We start from the raw sequence: 23,255 nt of genomic DNA, 5'->3' as shown, positions 1-23,255 counted from the left end.
ACAGCAGAGGAACTGACTGCACGAAGGGGAAGCCATGACAGCGACGACCGACGGAAGCACCGGGGCCGTGAACCCCCGCGCAGCCTCGGCCAGCAAACCGACCGACACAACCATCGCCGCGGACGACGTGTTCACCGCCGCGCGGCGGGCCGCGGAACGCTCGGTGGAGCACCTCCTCGGCAGGCAGGACGAGCAGGGCTGGTGGAAGGGCGACCTCGCCACCAACGTCACGATGGACGCCGAGGACCTGCTGCTCCGTCAATTCCTCGGCATCCAGGACCCGGACACCGTCCGGGCGGCCGGCCGCTTCATCCGCGGCGAACAGCTGGGCGACGGCACGTGGGCGACATTCCACGGCGGCCCCGGTGAACTCTCCACCACCATCGAGGCGTACGTGGCCCTGCGGCTGGCCGGGGACCGGCCGGACGAACCGCACATGGCCCGCGCGTCCGGATGGATCCGGGAACAGGGCGGCATCGCCTCCGCCCGGGTCTTCACCCGGATCTGGCTCGCTCTGTTCGGCTGGTGGAAATGGGACGACCTGCCGGAACTCCCGCCCGAGCTGATGTTCTTTCCCAAATGGGCCCCGCTCAACATCTACGACTTCGGCTGCTGGGCCCGCCAGACCATCGTGCCGCTCACCATCGTCTCGGCGAAGCGGCCGGTACGCCCGGCCCCCTTCCCGCTCGACGAACTCCACACCGATCGGAGCAACCCGAACCCGCCCAGGCGGCTCGCACCGGCCGCCAGCTGGGACGGTGTCTTCCAGCGCCTGGACAAGGCGCTGCACGTCTATCACCGGATCGCTCCGCGCGGGCTGCGCCGGACCGCGATGAACGCCGCGGCCCGCTGGATCATCGAACGCCAGGAGAACGACGGCTGCTGGGGCGGCATCCAGCCGCCCGCCGTGTACTCCGTCATCGCCCTGCATCTGCTCGGCTACGACCTGGACCACCCGGTGATGCGCGCCGGACTCGAATCGCTCGACCGGTTCGCCGTGTGGCGAGAGGACGGCGCCCGCATGATCGAGGCATGCCAGTCCCCGGTCTGGGACACCTGCCTCGCCACCATCGCGCTCGCCGACGCCGGGGTCCGCCCCGACCACCCGGCGCTGGTGAAGGCCGCCGACTGGATGCTCGGCGAGGAGATCGTCCGGCCCGGCGACTGGTCCGTACGCCGCCCCCGGCTCAACCCGGGCGGCTGGGCCTTCGAGTTCCACAACGACAACTACCCGGACATCGACGACACCGCCGAGGTGGTCCTCGCACTGCGCCGGGTCCGCCACCCCGACCGGGCCCGCATCGAGGCCGCCATCAGGCGCGGCGTCCGCTGGAACATCGGCATGCAGTCCCGCAACGGTGCCTGGGGCGCCTTCGACGCCGACAACACCAGCGCCTTCCCCAACCGGCTGCCCTTCTGCGACTTCGGCGAGGTCATCGACCCGCCGTCCGCCGACGTCACCGGGCACGTGGTGGAGATGCTCGCCGTCGAAGGACGGGCCGGCCACCGGGTCACCCGGCGGGGCATCGAGTGGCTGCTCGCCGAACAGGAGGCGAGCGGCGCCTGGTTCGGCCGCTGGGGCGTCAACTACGTATACGGAACAGGGTCGGTGGTGCCCGCGCTGGTGGCCGCCGGGCTGCCCGTGACGCACCCGGCGATCCGTCGCGCGGTCGGCTGGCTGGAGTCCGTGCAGAACGACGACGGCGGCTGGGGCGAGGACCTGCGCTCCTACCGGGAGGAGAAGTGGATCGGGCACGGCGCCTCGACCGCTTCCCAGACCGCCTGGGCCCTGCTCGCGCTGCTCGCCGCGGGAGCCCGGGACAGCGTTGCCGTGCGGCGCGGGGTCGCCTGGCTCACCGCCACCCAGCAGGCCGACGGCTCCTGGGACGAGCCGTACTTCACCGGCACCGGATTCCCGTGGGACTTCTCCATCAACTACCACCTCTACCGCCAGGTGTTCCCGCTCACCGCACTCGGGCGGTACGTGTACGGCGAGCCGTTCGCCGACCGCACGGCCGCCCGCAAGGGGGCCTGATGGCCGACGGCCCGGGGACGGCCGGCCCCGCCGCGCCGCTGCTGATCGCCTGCGCGCTCGGCATCGAGCAGTTCGCCCTGCGCAGCGGCCGGGGCAGGGCCGGCGTCACTCCCGGCCCGGTGACCGTACTCCGTACGGGCATGGGCCCCAGGGCCGCCGAGGCGGCCGTCGCACGGGCGCTCGGTCAGGACCGGGCGCCCGGCACGGCGGTCCTCGCCTCCGGCTTCTGCGCCGGGCTGCTGCCCGGCATGCACCCCGGGGACCTGGTGGTCGCCGACGAGACCCGGGAGGGCGGCGACCGTACGGTCTGCACCGGTCCGGGCCTGCTCGCCGAGGCCCTGGCCGGGGCGGTACCCGGCCGCGCCGTCCACACCGGTCCGCTGACCGGCTCCGACCATGTCGTACGCGGACATGAGCGGGCCGGGCTGCGGGCCACCGGAGCCATCGCGGTGGACATGGAGTCCGCCGCCACGCTGCGCACCGCTCTGCGGTCCGGGCCGCGCCCGGTTGCCGCCGTACGGGTGGTCGTGGATGCTCCGGAGCATGAGCTCGTCCGCATCGGCACGATACGCGGTGGAATATCGGCTTTCCGAGTTCTCCGTGCCGTCCTGCCTGCTTTCTACGAATGGCACCGATCTTTGCTGCTCCCCAGGAGGTGAGCCAGATGGCCATGCCGCTCCGTCAGTCCATCAAGGTTGCGACGTACCTCATCGAACAGAAGCTCCGCAGGCGGGAGAAATTCCCGCTCATCGTGGAACTGGAGCCCTTGTACGCCTGCAATCTCGCGTGCGAGGGCTGCGGGAAGATCCAGCATCCGGCCGGCGTGCTCAAGCAGCGCATGCCGGTGGCCCAGGCCGTGGGCGCCGTCCTCGAATCGGGTGCACCGATGGTTTCCATCGCGGGCGGCGAACCATTGATGCACCCGCAGATCGATGAGATCGTCCGGCAGCTGGTGGCGCGCAAGAAATACGTCTTCCTGTGCACCAACGCGGTGCTGCTGCGGAAGAAGATCGAGAAGTTCACGCCCTCGCCGTTCTTCGCCTTCGCCGTGCACATCGACGGGCTGCGGGAACGGCACGACGAATCGGTCGCCAAGGAAGGGGTTTTCGACGAGGCCGTGGCGGCGATCAAGGAGGCCAAGCGGCGCGGCTTCCGGGTCACCACGAACTCCACCTTCTTCAACACCGACACCCCGCAGACCATCATCGAGGTCCTCAATTACCTCAATGACGACCTGAAGGTCGACGAGATGATGATCTCGCCCGCCTACGCCTACGAGAAGGCACCCGACCAGGAGCACTTCCTGGGCGTCGAGCAGACCCGCGAACTGTTCAAGAAGACCTTCGCGGGCGGCAACCGGGCCCGCTGGCGGCTGAACCACTCGCCGCTCTTCCTCGACTTCCTGGAGGGCAAGGCGGACTTCCCGTGCACGGCGTGGGCCATTCCCAACTACTCGCTCTTCGGCTGGCAGCGGCCCTGCTACCTGATGAGCGACGGCTACGTTCCGACGTACCGTCAGCTCATCGAGGAGACCGACTGGGACAAGTACGGCCGCGGCAAGGACCCGCGCTGCGCCAACTGCATGGCGCACTGCGGCTACGAACCCACCGCCGTGCTCGCCACCATGGGATCGCTGAAGGAATCCCTGCGCGCCGCGCGCGAGACCATCTCCGGGAACCGGTGACGTCATGACCGCTGGAGAACCGGTCGCACTGGGTCTCCCCGGGCTGCCGGCCCGTCCGCTCGCGATGCGCCGCCCCTCGCGGCGCATCCGGGTCGGGTCGGTTGCGGTGGGCGGGGACGCGCCGGTGTCGGTGCAGTCGATGACGACGACGCGTACGTCGGACATCGGTGCGACGTTGCAGCAGATCGCGGAGCTGACGGCGTCGGGCTGTCAGATCGTGCGGGTGGCGTGTCCGACGCAGGACGACGCGGACGCGCTGGCGACGATCGCGAAGAAGTCGCAGATCCCGGTGATCGCGGATATTCATTTCCAGCCGAAGTACGTGTTCGCGGCGATCGACGCGGGTTGTGCGGCGGTGCGGGTGAATCCGGGGAACATCAAGCAGTTCGACGACAAGGTCAAGGAGATCGCGCGGGCGGCGGGGGACGCGGGTACGCCGATCCGGATCGGTGTGAACGCGGGTTCGCTGGACGCGCGGCTGCTGGCGAAGTACGGGAAGGCGACGCCGGAGGCGTTGGTGGAGTCGGCGTTGTGGGAGGCGTCGCTCTTCGAGGAGCACGGTTTCCGTGACATCAAGATCTCGGTGAAGCACAACGATCCGGTGGTGATGGTCAATGCGTACCGTCAGCTGGCGGCTCGTTGTGACTATCCGCTGCATCTGGGTGTGACGGAGGCGGGTCCTGCGTTCCAGGGGACGATCAAGTCGGCGGTGGCGTTCGGTGCGTTGCTGTCGGAGGGGATCGGGGACACGATCCGGGTGTCGTTGTCGGCGCCGCCGGCCGAGGAGGTCAAGGTCGGCATCCAGATCCTGGAGTCGTTGAACCTGCGGCAGCGGCGGCTGGAGATCGTGTCGTGTCCGTCGTGCGGCCGGGCGCAGGTGGATGTGTACAAGCTGGCGGATCAGGTGTCGGCGGGCCTTGAGGGCATGGAGGTGCCGTTGCGGGTGGCCGTGATGGGCTGTGTCGTCAACGGTCCGGGCGAGGCCCGTGAGGCGGACCTGGGTGTCGCGTCCGGCAACGGCAAGGGGCAGATCTTCGTGAAGGGCGAGGTCATCAAGACGGTGCCCGAGTCGAAGATCGTAGAGACGCTCATCGAGGAAGCCCTGAAGATCGCCGAGTCCATGGACGGGGCGGGGAAGCCGTCGGGGGCTCCCGCCGTCACCGTGAGCTGAAACAGAACCAGAGAGGGGGCCCGAGCGTGACGATTCTGGAGAGCATCCGGGGGCCGCACGATCTCAAGGCGCTGAACGAAGCACAACTCGACGAACTCGCCCAGGACATCAGGCGGTTTCTCATCCAGGCGGTGGCCCGGACCGGCGGTCACCTGGGGCCCAACCTCGGGGTGGTGGAGCTCTCGATCGCCCTGCACCGGGCCTTCGACTCGCCCGCCGACCGCATCCTCTGGGACACCGGGCACCAGAGCTACGTGCACAAACTGCTCACCGGACGGCAGGACTTCTCCAAGCTGCGCGGCAAGGGAGGCCTGTCCGGCTACCCGTCCCGCGAGGAGTCCGCGCACGACGTCATCGAGAACTCGCACGCCTCGACCGTGCTCGGCTGGGCCGACGGCATCGCCAAGGCCCATCAGGTGCTGGGGCGGAGCGACCACGTCGTGGCCGTCATCGGTGACGGCGCCCTCACCGGCGGGATGGCCTGGGAGGCGCTCAACAACATCGCCGCCGCCAAGGACCGCCCGCTGATCATCGTGGTGAACGACAACGAGCGCTCCTACGGCCCCACGATCGGCGGCCTCGCCGACCACCTCGCCACCCTCCGTACCACCGACGGCTACGAGCGCTTCCTCTCCTGGGGCAAGGACGTGCTCCGGCAGACGCCCGTCATCGGACAGCCGCTCTACGAGTCGCTGCACGGCGCGAAGAAGGGGTTCAAGGACGCCTTCGCCCCGCAGGGCATGTTCGAGGACCTCGGGCTCAAGTACGTCGGCCCCATCGACGGCCATGACATCGCGGCCGTCGAATCCGCCCTGCACCGGGCGAAACGCTTCCACGGCCCGGTGCTGGTGCACTGCCTCACCGAGAAGGGCCGCGGCTACCCGCCCGCGCTCCTGGACGACGCCGACCGCTTCCACGCCGTCGGTGCGATGGACCCGCTGACCTGCGCACCGCTCGCTCCCGTCGGCGGGCCCTCCTGGACCTCGGTGTTCGGGGACGAGATCGCCGCGATCGGAGCGGAGCGGCCGGACGTCGTGGCCATCACGGCGGCGATGCTGCACCCCGTCGGGCTGACGAAGTTCGCCGAGGCGTTCCCCGACCGGGTCTGGGACGTCGGCATCGCCGAGCAGCATGCCGCCGTGTCCGCGGCCGGACTGGCCACCGGCGGCCTGCACCCGGTCGTCGCCGTCTACGCCACCTTCCTCAACCGGGCCTTCGACCAGCTCCTGATGGACGTCGCGCTGCACCGGTGCGGGGTGACCTTCGTCCTCGACCGGGCCGGAGTCACCGGCCCCGACGGGCCCTCGCACAACGGCATGTGGGACATGTCCGTCCTCCAGGTCGTCCCCGGGCTGCGGATCGCCGCCCCCCGCGACGCCGGCGAACTGCGCGCCCAGCTCCGTGAGGCCGTCGCCGTCGACGACGCCCCCACCGTGATCCGGTTCCCCAAGGAGTCGGTGGGGGAGCCGGTCCCGGCGGTCGGCCGGATCGGCGGTATGGACGTGCTGCACCGGGCGGACGACCCCGACGTACTGCTCGTGGCCGTCGGCGTACTCGCCCCGGTCTGCCTGAAGGCCGCCGATCTGCTGGCCGGGGCCGGCATCCGCTGCACCGTCGTCGACCCGCGCTGGGTCAAACCGGTCGACGGGGAACTGCCCCCGCTCGCCGCCCGGCACCGGCTGGTCGCCGTAGTCGAGGACAACAGCCGGGCCGGGGGCGTCGGCTCGGCGGTGGGGCAGGCGCTGCGGGACGCCGGGGTCGACGTACCGCTGCGCACGTTCGGCATCCCCGAGCAGTTCCTGGCGCACGGCAAACGTGCCGAGGTGCTGGCCGACATCGGGCTCACCCCGGTCGAGATCGCCGGCCGGATCAGCGCCGCACTGGCCGCCAAGGAGGCGGCGACGAGGACCGAGGGGAGCGGGGAATGAAGGACGACGGGCCCAAGGGCTTCGACCTGGCGCGGCTCCTCGCCGAGCGCGGCGCCGAGCGCTACGAGCTGCACACCAGGTACCTCAATCACCAGCTGCCCCGGATGCTCCACACCATCGGCTTCGACAAGGTCTACGAACGGGCCGAGGGCGCACACTTCTGGGACGCGGACGGCAACGACTACCTCGACATGCTCGCCGGATTCGGGGTGATGGGCCTGGGCCGGCACCATCCCGTCGTGCGCAAGGCCCTGCACGACGTCCTGGACGCCTCGCTCGCCGACCTCACCCGCTTCGACTGCCAGCCGCTGCCCGGACTGCTGGCCGAGAAGCTGCTCGCGCACAGCCCGCACCTGGACCGGGTCTTCTTCGGCAACAGCGGCACGGAAGCGGTCGAGACGGCCCTGAAGTTCGCCCGCTACGCCACCGGCAGGCCCAGGATCCTCTACTGCACCCACGCCTTCCACGGGCTGACGACCGGCTCCCTCTCGGTCAACGGGGAGGACGGCTTCCGGGACGGCTTCGCGCCCCTGCTGCCGGACACCGCCATCCCGCTCGGCGATCTCGACGCCCTGCGGCGCGAGCTGAAGCGCGGCGACGTGGCGGCCCTGGTCGTCGAGCCGATCCAGGGCAAGGGCGTCCACGCCGCGCCGCCCGGCTTCCTGCGGGAGGCGCAGGAGCTGCTGCACAAGCACAAGGCCCTGCTCATCGCCGACGAGGTGCAGACCGGCCTCGGCCGGACCGGCGACTTCTACGCGTACCAGCACGAGGAGGGCGTCGAGCCCGATCTGGTCTGTGTCGCCAAGGCCCTCTCCGGCGGCTATGTGCCGGTCGGGGCGACCCTGGGCAAGGACTGGATCTTCCGCCGCGTCTACTCGTCGATGGACCGGGTCCTGGTGCACTCCGCGAGCTTCGGCTCCAACGCCCAGGCGATGGCGGCCGGGCTCGCGGTACTCGCGGTGATGGAGGACGAGCAGATCGTCGCCCGTGCGCGCCGCACCGGTGATCTGCTGCGCGACCGGCTGACCGCACTGGTCGACCGCTACGAGCTGCTGCACGAGGTGCGCGGGCGCGGGCTGATGACCGGCATCGAGTTCGGCCGGCCGTCCTCGCTCAAATTGCGCAGCCGCTGGACCATGCTGCAGGCGGCCCGCAAGGGTCTCTTCGCGCAGATGGTGGTGGTGCCGCTGCTCCAGAAGCACCGCATCCTCACCCAGGTCTCGGGGGACCACCTGGAAGTGATCAAGCTGATTCCGCCGCTGGTGATCGACGAGGCGGACGTCGACCGGTTCGTCACGGCGTTCACCGCTGTGATGGATGACGCACACAGCGGAGGTGGGCTGATGTGGGACTTCGGCAGGACACTGGTGAAGCAGGCGGTCGCCAACCGCTGATCCCGGAGATCTTTGCCTGAGAGGCAAGAAATTTGCCTCTCAGGCAGGCTCCTGGCCCAATGGGTACATGAATCCTCCAGACGGAGGGGCGGCCGACGAGCTGCCCGGAGTCGCACCACGCCTGCGCGATCTGCGTCGGAGCCGTGGTCTCACCCTGGAGACCGCCGCTCAGCGGGCCGGGCTCTCGCCCGCCCATCTCTCCCGGCTCGAAACGGGCCGCCGCCAGCCCTCGCTGCCGATGCTGCTCGGTCTTGCCAGGATCTACGGTACGACGGTCTCCGAACTGCTCGGCGAGAAGCCCCCGGAACGTGACGCGATCATCCGCGGCGGGAAGTTCGAGGGGGCCGAGGCGGACGGCTGGATGTACCGGCAGGCCGGCGGTTCCGGCCGGGCGATGCAAGCGCTCCGCGTCCGGGTCCCGCAGGCCGCGCAGAGCGATCTCGTCCGCGTCCATCCCGGCGAGGAATGGCTGTACGTGCTCACCGGACACCTGAGGGTCTGGCTCGGGGAGACCGTGCACGACCTCGCCCCCGGCGACAGCGCGCACTTCGACTCGCTCACCCCGCACCGGATCACGGCCGTCGACCGCGACGGTGCCGAGCTGCTCTTCGTCCACACCCTGCTGCAGAGCCCCGCCGCCGAGCTGTGCCTCGGCAGCGGTATCCACCGTCGCTGAGACCGGCTCCCCCGGTCGCCAGAGAGGACCGTCATGTCCGATTCAGAGAACTTCGACCCGCTGGGGTCCAGCAAGAACTACGAGGCCCAGGAGCGGAAGTTTCCGCGCGGCGTCGTGATCCGGCTGTTCGCCTACCTCATCGCCGGACACATCGTCGCGGCCTTCCTCTACATGCTCTTCGCGGTGGCCGGCAAGGGCTGACCGGGCCCGCTACCGTGCCTCGTCCAGGAGCCGGTCGCGCAGCCGGTCCCGGGTCGCGGGGGTGAGCTTCAGACCCTCGGAGAAGTAGCGGTCCGTGCTGCCCCAGGTCTCCTCGATGGTGGCGAACGCCGCCTCCAGATACTCGGCATGGGCGCCGAAGAGCGGGTTCAGCAGTTCCATCACCTCGGCCGACATGCCGTCCGCCGAGGTGTCGCTGCGCCGCACCTTGTAGCGGCGGTGGGCGTCGTTGGACTTCAGGTAGTCGGCCTCGATGGCCTCGCGCTCGACGCCGACGGCGAGCAGTGACACCGCGATCGACAGCCCCGCCCGGTCCTTGCCCGCCGCGCAGTGCATCAGGGCGGGCACGCTGTCCTCGGCCAGAGCGTGCAGCACCCGGCTGTGCTCGGCGGTGCGGTCCCGGATGATCGAGCGGTACGAGGCGATCATCCGGTTCGTCCCCTTGCCGTCGCCGAGGATCGAGCGCAGCTGCTCGACATCGCCGTCGCGGACCATGTGCCAGAACTGCGAGCCGTCCGCCGGGTCGGAGAGCGGGATGCTCACATTCCGTACGCCCGGCAGCTCGACGTCCAGCCCGTCGAGCCGGCGGTCGGCCGCGTTGCGGAAGTCGAAGACCGTGTGCAGGCCGAGGCCGCCGAGGAACGAGGCGTCCTCGGCGGTGGCGTGCGCGAGGTGACCGCTGCGGAAGAGCCGCCCGTGCCGCACCCGACGCCCGTCCACGGTGGGCAGCCCGCCCACGTCGCGGAAGTTGCGGACACCCGCCAGTTCGGGTTCCGTCGACGGGATCTGCGGCAACTGCTGCGTCACGGTGACTCCTGGAGTGTCTGATGCCGGCGCGAGTCGCAGGCAAGGCCACTCCCGCGACGATACGACATTGATTCTTCAGGCAATCATCTCGGCCTTTCCCTGTCGATACCCGGGCGAACTCCGGTTCTCCCGCATTGAATCCGCCCGGCCAATTCCTCGCCGGGCCGTTGCCCGCACCCGACCGATGGTCGATGATGTGCGGAACTGTTCGAATGTGGGGATGCGATGATCGAGACGGGCAAAACCGGCCGGACCTGGCTGCTCACCGGGGCGAGCAGCAGCTACGCACTGCGACTGACCGAGCAGGACGAGTTGGTCCATCTGCACTGGGGGCCGAGGATCGGCCTCGCGGCGGCCGAGGCGCTGGCCGCCGCACCGGAGCTGCCCTTCAGGGCCTTCGAGTCCCACCTCGACGGCCGGGAGGAGTATCCGGTGGAGGGCGGGCCCAGGTTCGTCCGCCCGGCCCTCTCGGTGCGTACCCCCGAGGTCCGGGGTACCGAGTGGGCCTTCGGCGCGGCCGAGGCGGACGGGGACGAGCTGCGGATCGGTTTCATCGACTCGGTGCACCGGCTCGCCCTGACCCTGCACTACCGGATGCGGGACGACTCCGACGTCGTGGAGCGGTGGGCCACCGTCGCCCACGCCGGCCCGGACGGCCCGCCGCTGGAACTGCTGCGCGCCGACGCGGCCGCCTGGTCGCTGCCCGCCCGCGACGGCTGGCGGCTGAGCCGGCTGCACGGGCGCTGGGCGGCGGAATCACGGCTCGAACGGGCGGAGCTGATCCATGGCGAGAGCGTCATCTCCAGCAGGCGGGGCCACACCGGCCACCAGTTCCTGCCCTGGGTCGCGCTGGACGCCGACGGCGCCGCGACCGAGGAGAGCGGCGAGGTGTACGGCTGCGCACTCGGCTGGTCCGGGTCGTGGCGGATCTCCGTGCAGCGGCTGCCCGACGGGCTCGTACAGATCACCGGAGGCGCCGGCTACGACGACTCCGGACTGCTGCGGATGGCGCCGGGGGAGTCGTACACCACGCCCGTCTTCGCCGGTCTGTGGAGCGGGCAGGGGTTCGGCGGGGCGAGCCGCGCCTGGCACGCCTGGCAGCTGGCCCATGTGATCCCGGACGCGGCGAACCTGCGGCCGGTGCTCTACAACTCCTGGGAGGCGACGGGCTTCGACATCTCGCTGGACCAGCAGCGGGCCCTTGCCGAGCGGGCCGCGGCGATGGGCGTCGAGCTGTTCGTCGTGGACGACGCGTGGTTCGGGCAGCGGACCAGCGACCGGGCCGGGCTCGGTGACTGGACACCGAATCCGGACCGCTTCCCCGGCGGGCTGAAGCCGCTCGCCGACGAAGTGCACGGGCTCGGTATGCAGTTCGGTATCTGGGTCGAGCCGGAAATGGTCAATGCCGACAGTGATCTCTATCGCGCGCATCCCGACTGGGTTCAGCACTTCCCCGGGCGGGTGCGGACGGAGTACCGCAACCAGCTGGTGCTCAATCTGGCCCGCCCCGATGTGCAGGCATATCTCTGGGAACAGCTGGACACACTGCTCACCGAAACTCCGGTCGACTATGTGAAATGGGATTTCAACCGCTGCTTCACCGACGCGGGCTGGCCGGGCGAGGGGTACCCGCAGAAGCTGTGGATCGAGCATGTGGACGCCCTGTACGCGCTGATCGACCGGCTCAGGGCCGCGCATCCCGCGGTCGCGTTCGAGTCCTGCTCGGGCGGCGGGGGCCGGATCGACCTGGGGATCCTGTCCCGTACGGACCAGGTGTGGACCTCCGACAACACCGACCCGCTCGACCGTCTCGCCATCCAGGAGGGCTTCGGGCACCTCCACCCGGCCCGGGTGATGGCCGCCTGGGTCACCGACAGCCCGAACGACCAGCTCAACGGCAGGGTCAGCTCGCTGCGCTTCCGTTTCGTGAGCGCGATGGCCGGTGTGCTCGGGGTCGGTGGGGACCTCACCGAGTGGAGCGAGGCGGAGCTGGCGGAGGCGCGGACCTGGGTGGACCTCTACAAGGAGATCCGGCCGGTCGTGCAGCAGGGCGAGCAGTACCGGCTGCGTGCGCCGCGCGGCTCACTGAGCGCGGTCCAGTACGTCCATGGGGACGACGCAGTGGTCCTGATGTGGTTGGAGGCGCAGCGGTACGGGGAGCGGCCCCCGGTACTGCGGCTGCGCGGGCTCGACCCCGCGGCGACGTACACCTGCCTGGACACGGGGGCGGTGCACCACGGTTCGGCACTGCTGCACCAGGGGCTGCACACCGGGCTCCGGGGTGATCTCGACGCCCGGGTGCTGAGGCTCCGACGGGGATGATGAGAGGCATATGTCCGTAATAGGGGCATATGCCCGAACATGGCCTGCTTATAAGGGACATGGGGGATGCCTCGTGAGCGGGATCATATCCGTGACGGTGTGTGGCGACGGGAGAGTCGGGTAATCCGTGCGCCGCGCGGAAAGCCAAGATCCTTAATCCACGGAGTGTGACCGGAATTCCGCGCCGATTTCCCCGGCGCGGATTCCCGTGTGGAACCCGTGGCTTGTTCTCGTCATCCCGACTCGCTTACGGTCACCGTCAATCCGGTCGGACCGCCTAATCCTGCCGCCGTCCGGAATTCACATCCACTCATCGCGTGGCAGGAGCGGGGGAACCAGGTAAGCCGCCGACCGGAGAAATCCGGCCGGCTCGGGGTGAAGTCGCGCTCAGCGCGGCCGGGCATCTCCAGCCCGAACCCGACAGCTCACCTCGCAGGCGCCGGAGAGGAAACACGCCATGCCCATATCGGGTAAGCACCGTCGTTCGAAGATCAGCACGATCGCCCGTGGCGTCGCCGCGGTGAGCGCCGGCGGCGCCGTCGTCGCACTGCCGCTGCTCGGCGCCACCGGTGCCCAGGCCGCGGAGCAGGCCGCCCCGGCCGCCGCGCCGCAGTCGGCTGCCGCCACGCACGCCGCCCCGGCCGCGCAGAAGCAGGCCGCCACCACGACGTACTCCGTCGTCTCCGGCGACTACCTGTCGAAGATCGCCGCCGAGCACCAGATCAAGGGCGGCTGGCAGAAGCTGTACCAGGACAACCGCACGGTCGTCGGCGAGGACCCCAGCCTGATCTTCCCTGGCATGAAGCTGACCCTCGGCGTCAAGGCCTCCGGCAACGCCGCGCCCACCGGCGCCGGCACCGGCTCGGCCCTCCCGTCGAAGGCGCCCTCGGTGGTCGTCGAGAAGTCCGCCCCGGCCAAGTCCTCCGCCGCCGCCCCGGAGTCCAAGGCCCCGGCCTCCGCCCCGGCCGTCACCCAGAACACCGGCTCCGGTTACGTCCACCCGGTCCCCGGCAATCACACCACCAACTACCGCGCCTCCGGCTCCAACTGGTCCAGCGGCAGCCACACCGGCATCGACTTCCCCGTCGGCACCGGCACGAGCGTCAAGTCCATCACCTCCGGCACCGTCGTCGCCGCGGGCTGGGGCGGCGCGTACGGCAACCAGGTCGTCGTCAAGCACGCCGACGGCCACTACTCGCAGTACGGCCACCTGTCCTCCATCTCCGTCTCGGCGGGCCAGGCCGTGAGCACCGGCCAGCAGGTCGGCCTCTCCGGCGCCACCGGCAACGTCACCGGCCCGCACCTGCACTTCGAGGTCCGCACGGGCCCGGCGTACGGCTCGGACATCGACCCGATCGCCTTCCTGGCCTCGCACGGCATCTACGTCTGAGCCGAACGGCCGGGCAGCTGAGCGACAAAGCATGACCTGAGCAACACGGAAGGGGCGGTGCGCGGCGGCGCACCGCCCCTTCTGCTTATTCCCCCTTTACCAAAAACTGACCGGGTGGTCTATCTCACCACCCGTCAACCCTTTATTACGGTCGCGTAGGTCACATTCGGCGGTGCAGGATAAGCGTTTGTGGCAGACGATTCGAGAAAAAACCAACGTGGCGTCAACAACCGACAGGGCGTCATCGGGTCGTACGCGGCGATCGGCGACAGCTTCACCGAGGGAGTCGGCGACCCCGGCCCGGACGGGACCTTCGTCGGCTGGGCGGACCGATTCGCGGTACTTCTCGCGGACCAGCTCCCGGACCCCGATACGACGGGCGCGGAAGGCTCCGCGCACGGGAATTTCAGATACGCCAATCTCGCCGTACGCGGACGCCTCCTCGACCAGATCGTCGAGGAGCAGGTGCCGCGCGCCAAGGAGCTCGCACCCGACCTGGTGAGCTTCTGCGCGGGCGGCAACGACATCATCCGGCCGGGCACCGACCCCGACGACGTGGCCGAGCGCTTCGAGCGCGCGGTCGCCGAGCTGACCGGGGCGGTCGGCACGGTCATGGTCACCACCGGCTTCGACACCCGCGGCGTTCCCGTGCTGCGCCATCTGCGCGGCAAGATCGCCACCTACACCGCCCATGTGCGGGCCATCGCCGACCGCTACGACTGCCCGGTCCTGGACCTGTGGTCGCTGCGGTCCGTCCAGGACCGGCGTGCCTGGGACGACGACCGGCTCCACCTGTCGCCCGAGGGACACACCAGGGTCGCGCTGCGCGCCGCCCAGGTCCTCGGCATCGACGTACCGGCCGACCCCGACCAGGAATGGCCCCCGCAGGCACAGCGCGGCACCCTCGAAGTACGGCGCGACGACATCCACTGGGCGCGTGAGTACCTGGTTCCGTGGATCGGCCGGCGGCTGCGCGGCGAGTCCTCCGGCGACCACGTCGAAGCGAAGCGCCCGGACCTCCTGCCGCTCTAGACGGCGGTCCGGGTCCGTGGTGCCGTCGCCCGCCGGACCCGCCTGAGCCTCAGGCGGGTCCGGCGAGCGACGGCACCACAGCCGCCGGGATCCGCTCCAGCACACCGCCCGCGAAGACGTCGTACAGCGGAAGCGTCTCCAGGTGCACGTACCCGATGTGGCAGTCGCAGACCGCCAGCGGACAGGCCCGCGGACCGAGCGCCCGCCGGTAGCTCCCGTCGTAGAGATTGCCCAGCTCCGCCGGTACGAAATGACAGCGGCGCACGGTGCCGTCACCGTCCACCGAGATGACCGACTCACCGGTCCGGCAGGGCAGCCCGGCCGACCGGTGCGGATGCCGGCTGTACGGGAAGAGCGGGTCGATGGCCGTCCAGCGGTCCGCCTCCTCGTCCGTGTACGTGTGCCCCTCCGCGGCGTTCACCCAGAGATAGACCTCGTCCGGCAGCTCTGCGCGCAGCCGTCGCGCCTCGTCGAGGTGGTCGTCGAGCCCGACCACACCGACGCTGTGGCGGATGCCGAGCGCGGTCAGCTCCCGGCATTTGTCGAGGAACCGCTCGTGCGGCGTCTGCCCCGGGTGGTACGTGCACCACAGCGCGATCTTCTCGCGGCCCGCCCCACCGGCCTCGGCCAGCCACCCCGTACGGCTGCTGATGTTGGTCTGGATCGCGACCCGGCGAATGTGCGGCAGCTGCGCCAGCTCGACCAGGGCACGGCGGTACCAGGAGCGGACCAGGCCCTCGCCCCACGGCGTGAACAGGACCGAGATCCGGTCACCGGTCTGCGCCGCGGCCCACGCCGTGAACCGCTCCAGTGCGGCCCGGTCGGCGCGCAGCTGCTCCCGGCTGTCGCGCCGCTTGGCGAACGGGCAGTACGGACAGTCGTAGTCGCACGAGGAGAGCGGCCCGCGGTAGAGGATCGTCAGGTCCATCGACGCGCTCACTTCAGTTCGTACGCGGCCATCGCGGCGCGCACCTCGGGGGAGAAGAGTTCCGGGCCCAGTGCGTCGGAGTGGGCCAGGCCCTCGGGGGAGAGCCGCAGCCGTCCGGACGCCACGGCCGACGCGTCGAGCCAGCCGCGCGCCTCGAACCGGGCCAGCTCGAGCGGGAAGTCGTCGGCCGGTGAGGTGCCGAACCGCTCCCGGTAGTCGGCCAGTGGCAGCCCCTCGGCCTGGAGCACCGACTGAAGCAGGTGGCGCCGGCGTGCCTCGTCGCCGTCGACGTACCGTCCGACCTCCGCGTGCGAGAAGTCCTCGGCGGCGGTGTAGCCGTCGATGATCGCCCGCACCTCCCGCATCTCCACCGCGTAGTCGAAGGAGTAGTGCAGCTTCGTGGTGTACGAACGGGCGCCGCACCCCAGGCCGATCATGCCGTCGGTCTGGCAGGCGTAGTCGTCGGGCCCGTCCGTCCGCGGGGCGTCGGCGCGTCGGAACATCCGCATCGACACCTGCTCGTAGCCATGGGCCAGGACGTGGTCCCGGCCCGCGCGGTACAGCCGCAGCCGCAGCTCGTCCCAGGCCGCGTCCGCCGCGGCCTCGCTGTCGGCACCGAGCCGGCCCAGTCCGGTCAGGGGGCGCACGTACAGCGGATAGAGGTACAGCTCCTCCGGCCGCCAGCCGAGCGCCGCGTCCAGCGAGGTGCGCCAGCTCTCCTCGGTCTGCCCGTCGATGCCGTAGATCAGGTCGATGTTGAGGACCGGGATGCGGGCTTCACGTATCCGGTCCAGCGCCGCCTCCACATCGGCACGGCGCTGCGGGCGCACGGCGGCCCGCGCCTCGGCCTCGACGAAGCTCTGCACCCCGATGCTGATCCTGGTCGTCCCGCGGTCGGCGAGGACGCCCAGCCGGTCGGCCGTCGCGGTCGACGGCGACGTCTCGACCGAGAGCGGAACGGACCGCAGGTCGGCGCCCATCCGTTTCTCCGCGATGTCGCAGAGCCGCTCCAGCTCCGCCGCGGTCAGGAACGTGGGCGTACCCCCGCCGAACGCCGCCGCGGCGAACCGCACCGGACCGTCGTCGCCCAGCGCGTCCCGGACCGCGGCGGCCTGCCGGTCCAGCGCGTCGAGGTACCGGGTCGTCAGCTCGCCGGGGGCACCGATCCGGGTGAACAGATTGCAGAAGCCGCAGCGGACCTCGCAGAACGGGATGTGCAGGTAGAGCGAGAGCGCGTCCTTGCGCTCGGCCGCCCACAGCTCGCGCAGCCCCGGCCGGTCGGCGAGCGGCCGGTATGCGGTCTTGTGCGGGTAGGCGTACACATAGCTCTGGTACGGCCGGACGGCCGGTGCGGCGGTCGTGGTGCGGCTCATGGTGCGGTGGCCCCCGGTTCCAGGAAGAAGTGCGCGTACGGAACGGTCCAGACGGACTCGTGACCGAGCCGGTGCCCGGTGTATCCATCGTCCCCGTACGCCGTGCCGTGATCCGAGCAGACGATGGCGAAGCAGCGGCGGCGACTGCTCGCGGCGGCGAAGAGCCTGCCGATGTGGGCGTCGACGTACTCCAGGGCGGCGGCGTGGGTGGCGCGGGAGTCGCCCGCCTCGCGGGTGGCCCCCGGTCGGTGGAACCAGTTGGGCTGGTGCAGAGCGGACACATTGACGAAGAGGAACAGCCGCTGCTCCGCCGGGAGTCCGGCGACGACCTTCTCGGCACGGGTCACCTGGGCCTCGAAGGAGGTGGGGGACGCCACGCCGAACTCCGGCTCCCAGTGGCTCTCCTGGAACATGTCCGGCAGTACGGAACCGAGCGGCGGCTGCCGGTTGAAGAAGCCGACACCGCCGATGCACACCGTGCGGTAGCCCACCTCGGCGAGGCCGGAGAGCAGATCCGGCGTGTCGTAGACGAAGGTGCCGGAGGCGGTGGACTCACTGCCCGCGAAACGCGCCGCGAACAGCCGGGGGTGCGGTCCGGGGCCGGCCGGCGTCGGCAGGAATCCCGCGAAGATCGCCTGGTGGGAGGCGTAGGTGAAGCTTCCCGGCGCATGCCGCTTCTCCCAGACACCGCCCGGCAGATGACGCGCCAGATGCGGAATGCGTCCTTCGGCGGCGAGCTCCACCGCCACGTCGTGGCGCAGTGTGTCGAGGGTGACGAGCAGCAGATCGTGGCTGCCCACGATCCCGCTCATGTCCGGTTCATTCGTGTCCGGGTTCAGGGCGTCCGCGGGAGCGGTGTCAGGGGTGGTGTCAGGCGGTGGCGGTTGCACGGTGGTTCCTTGCTCTGTTCTGTACGGCGGCGACCTGCGCCGCGTACGTGTCCAGTCCCTCGGCGCCGCTGCCGGGGAGCCCGGTCAGGCGCGGCAGCAGATCGCCGAAGGCGTTGACCTCGCCGACGGCGAAGCGCCGCCAGCCGGTCGCGGGCAGCAGATCGACTCCCACGCACAGGGTGTCCGGGAAGCACGCCGCGGCCCGTTCGCACACGGCCAGGGCCTTGCTCCAACTGCCGCCCGCCGCCTCGACGGCCGCGCGGACGGCGTCGAGATCTCCACGCTCGCCGCCGAGATGAAGATTGGTCATGGGGGAGTGGCTGGTGCGCACCACGGCGTGGGTGGCCCGGCCGTCCACCACCACGACCCGAAGGTCCGTCGCCCGGCCGTGCCGGGTGGCCTTGGGCAGCCAGCGCTCGATGTGCAGCCCGTCGGGTGCGAGCGCGTCGACGACCGCCGCGATCTCCGGCTCCGTCGTGATGCGGCGTACCCGCAGGGAGTTGAAGAGCCGGCCGGATGCGTCGCGCTCCACCGAGGTGGTGGCCCTGATGCGGCCCGGCCCGGCCGTCTCCACGGCCAGGACCCCCGAGGCGGACGAGCCGTGCGCGAGCTTCACGAAGACCCTGGACATGCCGCGGTCCGCCATCCGCTCGCGTACGTCCGCCCAGTCCCGCACCTCGGGTGCCGCGGCCCCCGAGGTCGGTGACGCCGGGACCGGCACCCCGGCCCCGTCCAGTACCCCATGGCAGAGCCGCTTGTCGAAGAGGACCGCGACATCACCGGGGTCGTCGAGCAGTTCGGCACCGGCAGCGGACGCCGCCCGCGTCACCGTCCGTACGGCCTCGGTGAACCGGCCGTACCAGAGGGCGGATCCCTCGACCCTGGTCGGATCGTCGACGCTCCGCAGAAGCCGTTCCACCTCGGCGTCCTCACCCGGCGAGTCCAGCCGTACGGTCTCGCCGGGCAGGAAGGCGGCTTCGCCGCGCAGGACCGCCGACCAGGGCACGACGCGCGCCGCCGGCAGCCCGGCGGCGCGCACGGCGTCCTGGAAGAACGTGACCCGGCGATTGCCGGGCACACCCACGACGGCGAAGCGCGGCGCCCGGCCCGCCGTACTACTCGCTGACGGCGACATAGCGGTCGACGTCCTCTTCCGGATCCCAGTACTCGACATCGTCGATCTCGCCGTTCACCCGCTCGGTTCCGAGCAGGTTCCGCAGGCGTTCCACCATCGCGTCGCTCATGTAGTGGTGGTGCAGATCCAGCGACTTCAGATGGGTGATCGGCTGACCCGAGAGCAGCGCCTCGGCGCCCTCGTCGCCCAGGGTCCCCATCGACAGCGAGAGCGATTCCAGCTGGGCGACCACCGGAGCGGAGGCCACGGCGGCCGCGATTTCGTCCTGGATCTCACTGTTCTGCAGCCCCAGATGGCGCAGGGCGGGGAACGTCGCACCCGAGAGCAGCGGAGCGAGGTCCTCGACCGTGGCGTCCCCGCCGTACTCGGTGACGCCGAGCCAGAGTTCGAGCCGTTCCAGCGCGGGAAGTTCGCAGGCGCCGATCGCGCGCACGACGTCGGACGGGAGCCCACCGGACTCGAACCGCAGTGACTTGAGCGACCTGTGCCGCACCGGCCGCAGCCCGATCACCGGCCGGTCGCCGACCTCTTCGCCGGAGCCGCGCACCGTCAGCTCCTCCAGCTCCCCGAACGCCTCGACCACCGGGGTGATGTCGCACATCTCCAGCCACGACAATTCGCATTCCTCGCTGACGACATCGGCGAGGAACAGCGCCCGCAGGGCGGGAAAACGGTCGGCGTGCGCGACCAGCAGATCGACGACCGGGGCGAACGGCTCGTACTCCTCCTGCCACCAGGCGCCGATCACCAGGGCCCGCACCTGTGTCGTGTCTACCGTGTCGAGGAAGTGCTGCCACAGCGGGCCGAACGTCAGATCGCCCTGCCAGGCGCTCTCCAGCCGCCACGCGACCGAACCGGCGTCCGGGAGCGGGGCATCGGTGGCCCGGCCGGGCCCGGGAAGGGTGTGGACGGGCAGGCCGTGGAACGATTCGGGGTGTTCGATGTCAGTCATCGCACGTCACTCCGAGGCCGAGGTGTAGCGGCCCTCGATGCCGCGGTCGCCCCAGGGCTTCTCGCGCTCCGACACATCGACCCGCACACCGTGCGGCTCCAGCGCCTGCACGATCCGGCGCTCCATCGGCTCGGTCATGAAGTGGTGGTGCAGATCGAGCTGTTCGAGATGGGTCAGTGGCTGGCCGTCCAGCAGCGCCGCCGCGCCCTCGTCGCCCATGGTGCCGTTGGACAGATCGAGGACACGCAGCTGGGCGATGACGGGGGCGGAGGCCACGGCCGCCGCGATCTCGTTCTGCAGCTCGCTGTTGCGCAGACCGAGATGGGTGAGCCGGGGGAAGCGGGTGCCGGAGAGCAGCGGGGCCAGGTCGGCCACATCGGCGTCGCCCCCGTACGCGGAGACACCGAGCCAGAGGTCGAGCCGCTCCAGCGCGGGCAACTCGCTCTCCAGAATGCCCCGGATCACCCCGACCGGCAGACCGCCGGTCTCGATGGTCAGCGAACGCAGCCGCTCGTGCTTCGTGGCGGAGAATTCCAGGCCGGTGCCGCCGCGCACACCCAGTTCCAGCATTCCGGGGAAGGCCTTCAGCAGCGCCGTGACATCCGTCTGCTCGATCCAGGAGATCTCGTTCTCCTCCGAGATCATGTCGCCGACGAAGACGGCCTCCAGCGAGGTCAGCCGGTCGGCGGCGGCGATGATCAGATCGATCGGGTAGGACGAGTCCTCCTCGTACGACTCGCCCCACTGACCGACGATCAGGGCCCGCACCCCGGCCGGGTCGACCGCCTTCAGGAACGCCTGGAAGGCCTCCTCCCAGGTCGTCTCGGATTCGTCTTCGTACGGATCGACCGAGATGCGCCAGGCTGCCGCATCGGCGGCCTGCACGGGCGCCTCACCCGTCGTGTACTGGAAGTCGACAGTGGGAAGGCCGAGCAACTCGTGCAGATGGTCCACACCGGACATGACCCTGAGCTCCTGGTACTGGGGGACGGGCTGATGTCCACAAGGTTTATCAAGCCGCACTGACAACGGCGCGACCGGGACCGCCGCGACGGTCCGCCGGTTCGGGCCGGTGCCGGTCGATTGTCAGACCCTCCCCGTAGCGTTTTCTTCGTGGCCGGCACAGCGGGTGCGGCCATCGAGGGGAGACGTCTGTGTACCGGCAGGGCGATGTACTGATCGTGTCGTTGGACGAGTCGGCGGTGCCCGCGCATCTCGTGGACGCGCCGGGTGAGCCGAGGGACGGCAAGGGACGCATGGTCCTCGCGCTGGGCGAGGTCACCGGCCATGCCCACGCGGTCCAGGGGCCGGGCCGGCTGATGCGCGAGGCGGGGGTGTTCGGGCCGATGCTGCTCCATCTCCCCGAGGGCGGACGGGTGGTGCACGAGGAGCACGCGGTGATCCCGCTGTCGAAGGGCTGGTACCGCGTGGTGCGCCAGCGGGAGTACACACCGGGCGCGTTCCGCGTCGTCGCGGACTGACGGCCTCCGGGCAAGGGGCCCGGAGACCTCGCGTCGCACGACGCGCAGCGCGTCACGCACAACACAGCACACAAAACGCAGCACACAACACACAGAACACCGATCGCAGAACACAGGGGACGGGGAAGACCGATGCAGTACGTGGACTCATGGCGGGCCGTGGCAGCGGCGACCGGCGCGGCCGACCGGTCCGCGGCCGAGGACGGGCTGCGGCTCGCCTACCGCAGCGCCGGACTCGCCGAGCCGGAGCGGATCGTCTGGGTCGATTCGCCCAGGGCCGCGGTGGAGGCCGTCGAGAAGCTCGTCGACGCCGGGCGCTCGGTGCGCGACGAGATACGGACCCGGCCCTGGGCGCAGGAGCGCCGCCGGATGTATGACGAACTGGGTCCGGCGGGCTGGTCCGCGCTGTGGTCCGCCACGGGCGCGCAGCTCTGGGAGACCACCGCGGCGCTCGCCGAGCGGATCAGGGCCGGTGTGGTCGCGGATCTCGCCCAGCGCCCCGAGGACGAGTCCGACGTCCGGCTGGTGCTGCTCGACGCGGTCCTCGGCCAGCACGACGCGGCCTGGCTCGCCGCTTTCGACGGCCGGGGCGACCGGCTCGACGGTCTGGCCGAGGTGGCCAGGCACGCGGGCTGGTGGTGGCCCTACGAGCGCGCAGTGGTGATCAGCGAGCGGCCTGAGGTGCTGCACCGGGACGAGGCGGGCCGGCTCGACCGCGGGGACGGCCCGGCGCTCGCCTTCCGTGACGGCTTCGCCCTCCACGCCTGGCGCGGCATGCCCGTGCCCGCCGAGTTCCTGGAAGAGCTGAATTCCCTCACCCCGAAGCGGATACGTGAGGAGGAGAACGCGGAACTGCGACGCGTGATGCTGGAGTTCTACGGATACGACCGCTACCTCACCGAATCCGGCGCCGAGCCGGTGCACCGCGACGAGACGGGCGTGCTCTGGCGCATCGCGATGGACGGCGACGAGGACGTGGTGATGGTCGAGGTGGTCAATTCCACCCCGGAGCCGGACGGCACGCACCGCGTCTACTGGCTTCGGGTGCCGCCGAGTACGAGGACCGCGAAGGACGGTGTGGCGTGGACGTTCGGACTTCAGGGCGAGGCGTACGCACCGGTGCGCCAGACCTGACCACCGCCGGCCGCCCGGACCGCGCGGCCCGACCACGGCCCGGACTGCTGCCCGGAGCGCCGACGGGGCGGGCGGGCTCAGGCCGTCAGTGCCTCGTGGTCGATGCCGAGTTCGCGGGCGAGTGCCTCGTCGGTCCAGGCCAGCATCGTGGCCCTGGAGAGCGGGCCCGCGTACGAAGTCGTCTGGACGGCCAGGCCGTCCAGCAGGGCGGTCAGCCGCCAGGCCGCGGACATCGGGTCGTCGCAGTGGAACTCACCGGCGGCGGCACCCTCTTCGATGACCTCCGCCAGTTCGGCCTTCCACTGCTGGTCGAGGTCGCCGGCCACATTGCGCAGCGCCGGGTCGCGCAGCGAGGCGGCCCAGCCCTCGATCCACAGCCGCCACCCCTTGGCCTGCCCCGTCGGCGCGTACCAGCGGACGGCGGCGCGCAGCCGCCGCACCGCACTGGTGCGGCGGCCCAGCACCTTGCGCAGCTGGGCGAGGTCGGCCTCGGCGGCATGCGCGAAAGCCGCCGCGACCAGTTTCTCCTTGGTCGAGAAGTGATAGAGCACGAGCGCGTTGCTCACTCCGAGCACGGCGGCCACATCGGCGATCCGGACCGCCGAGACGCCCCGGACCTCGATCTGTTCGATGGCAGCGCGCAGCAGCTCCTCACGTCGCTCCGCCACGCTCAACCGCACTCTCGCCACGGCGTCACCCTAGCG

General features: G+C 70.6%; 21 protein-coding genes and 1 riboswitch. Of the genes, 13 read left to right on the top strand and 8 right to left on the bottom strand.

Annotated features, from left to right (window positions below):
- Positions 1-34 precede the first annotated feature (34 nt).
- The 8 genes from shc to OG842_RS05435 all read left to right on the top strand — a co-directional run bounded on the left by shc (position 35) and on the right by OG842_RS05435 (position 9,089).
- Positions 35-2,035, top strand: a complete 2,001-nt coding sequence (gene shc, locus OG842_RS05470) for a squalene--hopene cyclase (protein ID WP_266727922.1) — start codon at positions 35-37, stop codon at positions 2,033-2,035.
- Complete coding sequence (locus OG842_RS05465; protein WP_266727920.1) at positions 2,035-2,694, top strand: phosphorylase family protein; 660 nt, start codon at positions 2,035-2,037, stop codon at positions 2,692-2,694. Before shc ends, OG842_RS05465 begins: the two co-directional genes overlap by 1 nt.
- A 5-nt stretch (positions 2,695-2,699) precedes the next feature.
- Positions 2,700-3,719: an adenosyl-hopene transferase HpnH gene (gene hpnH / locus OG842_RS05460; RefSeq protein WP_266727918.1), complete on the top strand. Its 1,020-nt coding sequence runs from the start codon at positions 2,700-2,702 to the stop codon at positions 3,717-3,719.
- Positions 3,720-3,723: 4 nt separating this feature from the next.
- The gene (gene ispG / locus OG842_RS05455) at positions 3,724-4,890 is read left to right on the top strand and encodes a flavodoxin-dependent (E)-4-hydroxy-3-methylbut-2-enyl-diphosphate synthase (RefSeq protein WP_266727916.1); all 1,167 of its coding nucleotides are present in this window, start codon (positions 3,724-3,726) and stop codon (positions 4,888-4,890) included.
- Between the two features lie 26 nt (positions 4,891-4,916).
- Complete coding sequence (gene dxs / locus OG842_RS05450; protein WP_266727914.1) at positions 4,917-6,818, top strand: 1-deoxy-D-xylulose-5-phosphate synthase; 1,902 nt, start codon at positions 4,917-4,919, stop codon at positions 6,816-6,818.
- Positions 6,815-8,212, top strand: a complete 1,398-nt coding sequence (locus tag OG842_RS05445) for an aspartate aminotransferase family protein (protein WP_266727912.1) — start codon at positions 6,815-6,817, stop codon at positions 8,210-8,212. Before dxs ends, OG842_RS05445 begins: the two co-directional genes overlap by 4 nt.
- Positions 8,213-8,279: 67 nt before the next feature.
- Positions 8,280-8,888 carry a helix-turn-helix domain-containing protein gene (locus OG842_RS05440; RefSeq protein WP_266727911.1) on the top strand — a complete coding sequence of 203 codons (609 nt, stop codon included), beginning with the start codon at positions 8,280-8,282 and terminating at the stop codon, positions 8,886-8,888.
- 33 nt (positions 8,889-8,921) lie between these two features.
- Positions 8,922-9,089 (top strand): DUF6126 family protein, encoded by a 168-nt coding sequence (locus OG842_RS05435; protein WP_266727909.1) that lies wholly within the window; start codon positions 8,922-8,924, stop codon positions 9,087-9,089.
- 9 nt (positions 9,090-9,098) lie between these two features.
- Here OG842_RS05435 and OG842_RS05430 read toward each other — a convergent pair whose 3' ends face one another.
- Positions 9,099-9,914 carry a tyrosine-protein phosphatase gene (locus tag OG842_RS05430; RefSeq protein WP_266727907.1) on the bottom strand — a complete coding sequence of 272 codons (816 nt, stop codon included), beginning with the start codon at positions 9,912-9,914 and terminating at the stop codon, positions 9,099-9,101.
- A 225-nt stretch (positions 9,915-10,139) separates the two neighbouring features.
- Here OG842_RS05430 and OG842_RS05425 point away from each other — a divergent pair, with 225 nt between their 5' ends.
- The 3 genes from OG842_RS05425 to OG842_RS05415 all read left to right on the top strand — a co-directional run bounded on the left by OG842_RS05425 (position 10,140) and on the right by OG842_RS05415 (position 14,658).
- Complete coding sequence (locus tag OG842_RS05425) at positions 10,140-12,236, top strand: alpha-galactosidase (protein ID WP_266727905.1); 2,097 nt, start codon at positions 10,140-10,142, stop codon at positions 12,234-12,236.
- A 297-nt stretch (positions 12,237-12,533) separates the two neighbouring features.
- Positions 12,534-12,690, top strand: a riboswitch (cyclic di-AMP (ydaO/yuaA leader).
- A gap of 3 nt (positions 12,691-12,693) precedes the next feature.
- Positions 12,694-13,626 (top strand): M23 family metallopeptidase, encoded by a 933-nt coding sequence (locus tag OG842_RS05420; RefSeq protein ID WP_266727903.1) that lies wholly within the window; start codon positions 12,694-12,696, stop codon positions 13,624-13,626.
- Between the two features lie 189 nt (positions 13,627-13,815).
- Complete coding sequence (locus OG842_RS05415; protein ID WP_266727901.1) at positions 13,816-14,658, top strand: SGNH/GDSL hydrolase family protein; 843 nt, start codon at positions 13,816-13,818, stop codon at positions 14,656-14,658.
- A 49-nt stretch (positions 14,659-14,707) separates the two neighbouring features.
- Here OG842_RS05415 and OG842_RS05410 read toward each other — a convergent pair whose 3' ends face one another.
- From OG842_RS05410 to OG842_RS05385, 6 genes are read right to left on the bottom strand one after another with little or no spacing between them, the layout of a single operon-like run.
- Positions 14,708-15,586: an STM4011 family radical SAM protein gene (locus OG842_RS05410; protein WP_266727899.1), complete on the bottom strand. Its 879-nt coding sequence runs from the start codon at positions 15,584-15,586 to the stop codon at positions 14,708-14,710.
- 8 nt (positions 15,587-15,594) lie between these two features.
- Entirely contained in the window at positions 15,595-16,959 is a 1,365-nt protein-coding gene (locus tag OG842_RS05405; RefSeq protein ID WP_266727897.1) for an STM4012 family radical SAM protein, read from the bottom strand.
- Entirely contained in the window at positions 16,956-17,771 is an 816-nt protein-coding gene (locus tag OG842_RS05400) for an STM4013/SEN3800 family hydrolase (RefSeq protein WP_266727895.1), read from the bottom strand. Before OG842_RS05400 ends, OG842_RS05405 begins: the two co-directional genes overlap by 4 nt.
- Positions 17,772-17,829: 58 nt before the next feature.
- Positions 17,830-18,984, bottom strand: a complete 1,155-nt coding sequence (locus OG842_RS05395; protein WP_266727893.1) for an STM4014 family protein — start codon at positions 18,982-18,984, stop codon at positions 17,830-17,832.
- Positions 18,965-19,936 carry an STM4015 family protein gene (locus tag OG842_RS05390; RefSeq protein WP_266727891.1) on the bottom strand — a complete coding sequence of 324 codons (972 nt, stop codon included), beginning with the start codon at positions 19,934-19,936 and terminating at the stop codon, positions 18,965-18,967. The genes OG842_RS05395 and OG842_RS05390 overlap by 20 nt, the downstream gene beginning before the upstream one ends.
- Positions 19,937-19,942: 6 nt before the next feature.
- Positions 19,943-20,899, bottom strand: coding sequence for an STM4015 family protein (locus OG842_RS05385; protein WP_266727889.1), 957 nt, complete (start codon positions 20,897-20,899; stop codon positions 19,943-19,945).
- A 191-nt stretch (positions 20,900-21,090) separates the two neighbouring features.
- Between OG842_RS05385 and OG842_RS05380 the strand changes: the two genes are divergently transcribed.
- Positions 21,091-21,417 carry a hypothetical protein gene (locus OG842_RS05380; RefSeq protein WP_266727887.1) on the top strand — a complete coding sequence of 109 codons (327 nt, stop codon included), beginning with the start codon at positions 21,091-21,093 and terminating at the stop codon, positions 21,415-21,417.
- Positions 21,418-21,549: 132 nt separating this feature from the next.
- Positions 21,550-22,551: a DUF6745 domain-containing protein gene (locus OG842_RS05375; RefSeq protein ID WP_266727886.1), complete on the top strand. Its 1,002-nt coding sequence runs from the start codon at positions 21,550-21,552 to the stop codon at positions 22,549-22,551.
- A 77-nt stretch (positions 22,552-22,628) separates the two neighbouring features.
- On the opposite strand, the gene OG842_RS05370 is transcribed toward OG842_RS05375, so the two are convergent.
- Complete coding sequence (locus OG842_RS05370) at positions 22,629-23,219, bottom strand: TetR/AcrR family transcriptional regulator (protein WP_266727884.1); 591 nt, start codon at positions 23,217-23,219, stop codon at positions 22,629-22,631.
- Positions 23,220-23,255: the final 36 nt, after the last annotated feature.

It is taken from the genome of Streptomyces sp. NBC_00376, from assembly GCF_036077095.1.
GTDB lineage: Bacteria > Actinomycetota > Actinomycetes > Streptomycetales > Streptomycetaceae > Streptomyces.
This window is presented reverse-complemented; position numbering and strand designations above follow the sequence as displayed.

Excerpts from the sequence above, each read along its gene's own strand:
- ispG (WP_266727916.1), top strand. The coding sequence starts at position 3,724 with ATGACCGCTGGAGAACCGGTCGCACTGGGTCTCCCCGGGCTGCCGGCC.
- shc (WP_266727922.1), top strand. The coding sequence starts at position 35 with ATGACAGCGACGACCGACGGAAGCACCGGGGCCGTGAACCCCCGCGCA.
- OG842_RS05395 (WP_266727893.1), bottom strand. The coding sequence starts at position 18,984 with ATGTCGCCGTCAGCGAGTAGTACGGCGGGCCGGGCGCCGCGCTTCGCC.
- OG842_RS05425 (WP_266727905.1), top strand. The coding sequence starts at position 10,140 with ATGATCGAGACGGGCAAAACCGGCCGGACCTGGCTGCTCACCGGGGCG.
- OG842_RS05385 (WP_266727889.1), bottom strand. The coding sequence starts at position 20,899 with ATGTCCGGTGTGGACCATCTGCACGAGTTGCTCGGCCTTCCCACTGTC.
- OG842_RS05440 (WP_266727911.1), top strand. The coding sequence starts at position 8,280 with ATGAATCCTCCAGACGGAGGGGCGGCCGACGAGCTGCCCGGAGTCGCA.
- OG842_RS05400 (WP_266727895.1), bottom strand. The coding sequence starts at position 17,771 with ATGAGCGGGATCGTGGGCAGCCACGATCTGCTGCTCGTCACCCTCGAC.
- OG842_RS05390 (WP_266727891.1), bottom strand. The coding sequence starts at position 19,936 with ATGACTGACATCGAACACCCCGAATCGTTCCACGGCCTGCCCGTCCAC.
- OG842_RS05445 (WP_266727912.1), top strand. The coding sequence starts at position 6,815 with ATGAAGGACGACGGGCCCAAGGGCTTCGACCTGGCGCGGCTCCTCGCC.
- OG842_RS05375 (WP_266727886.1), top strand. The coding sequence starts at position 21,550 with ATGCAGTACGTGGACTCATGGCGGGCCGTGGCAGCGGCGACCGGCGCG.
- OG842_RS05435 (WP_266727909.1), top strand. The coding sequence starts at position 8,922 with ATGTCCGATTCAGAGAACTTCGACCCGCTGGGGTCCAGCAAGAACTAC.
- hpnH (WP_266727918.1), top strand. The coding sequence starts at position 2,700 with ATGGCCATGCCGCTCCGTCAGTCCATCAAGGTTGCGACGTACCTCATC.
- OG842_RS05465 (WP_266727920.1), top strand. The coding sequence starts at position 2,035 with ATGGCCGACGGCCCGGGGACGGCCGGCCCCGCCGCGCCGCTGCTGATC.
- OG842_RS05410 (WP_266727899.1), bottom strand. The coding sequence starts at position 15,586 with ATGGACCTGACGATCCTCTACCGCGGGCCGCTCTCCTCGTGCGACTAC.
- OG842_RS05405 (WP_266727897.1), bottom strand. The coding sequence starts at position 16,959 with ATGAGCCGCACCACGACCGCCGCACCGGCCGTCCGGCCGTACCAGAGC.
- OG842_RS05420 (WP_266727903.1), top strand. The coding sequence starts at position 12,694 with ATGCCCATATCGGGTAAGCACCGTCGTTCGAAGATCAGCACGATCGCC.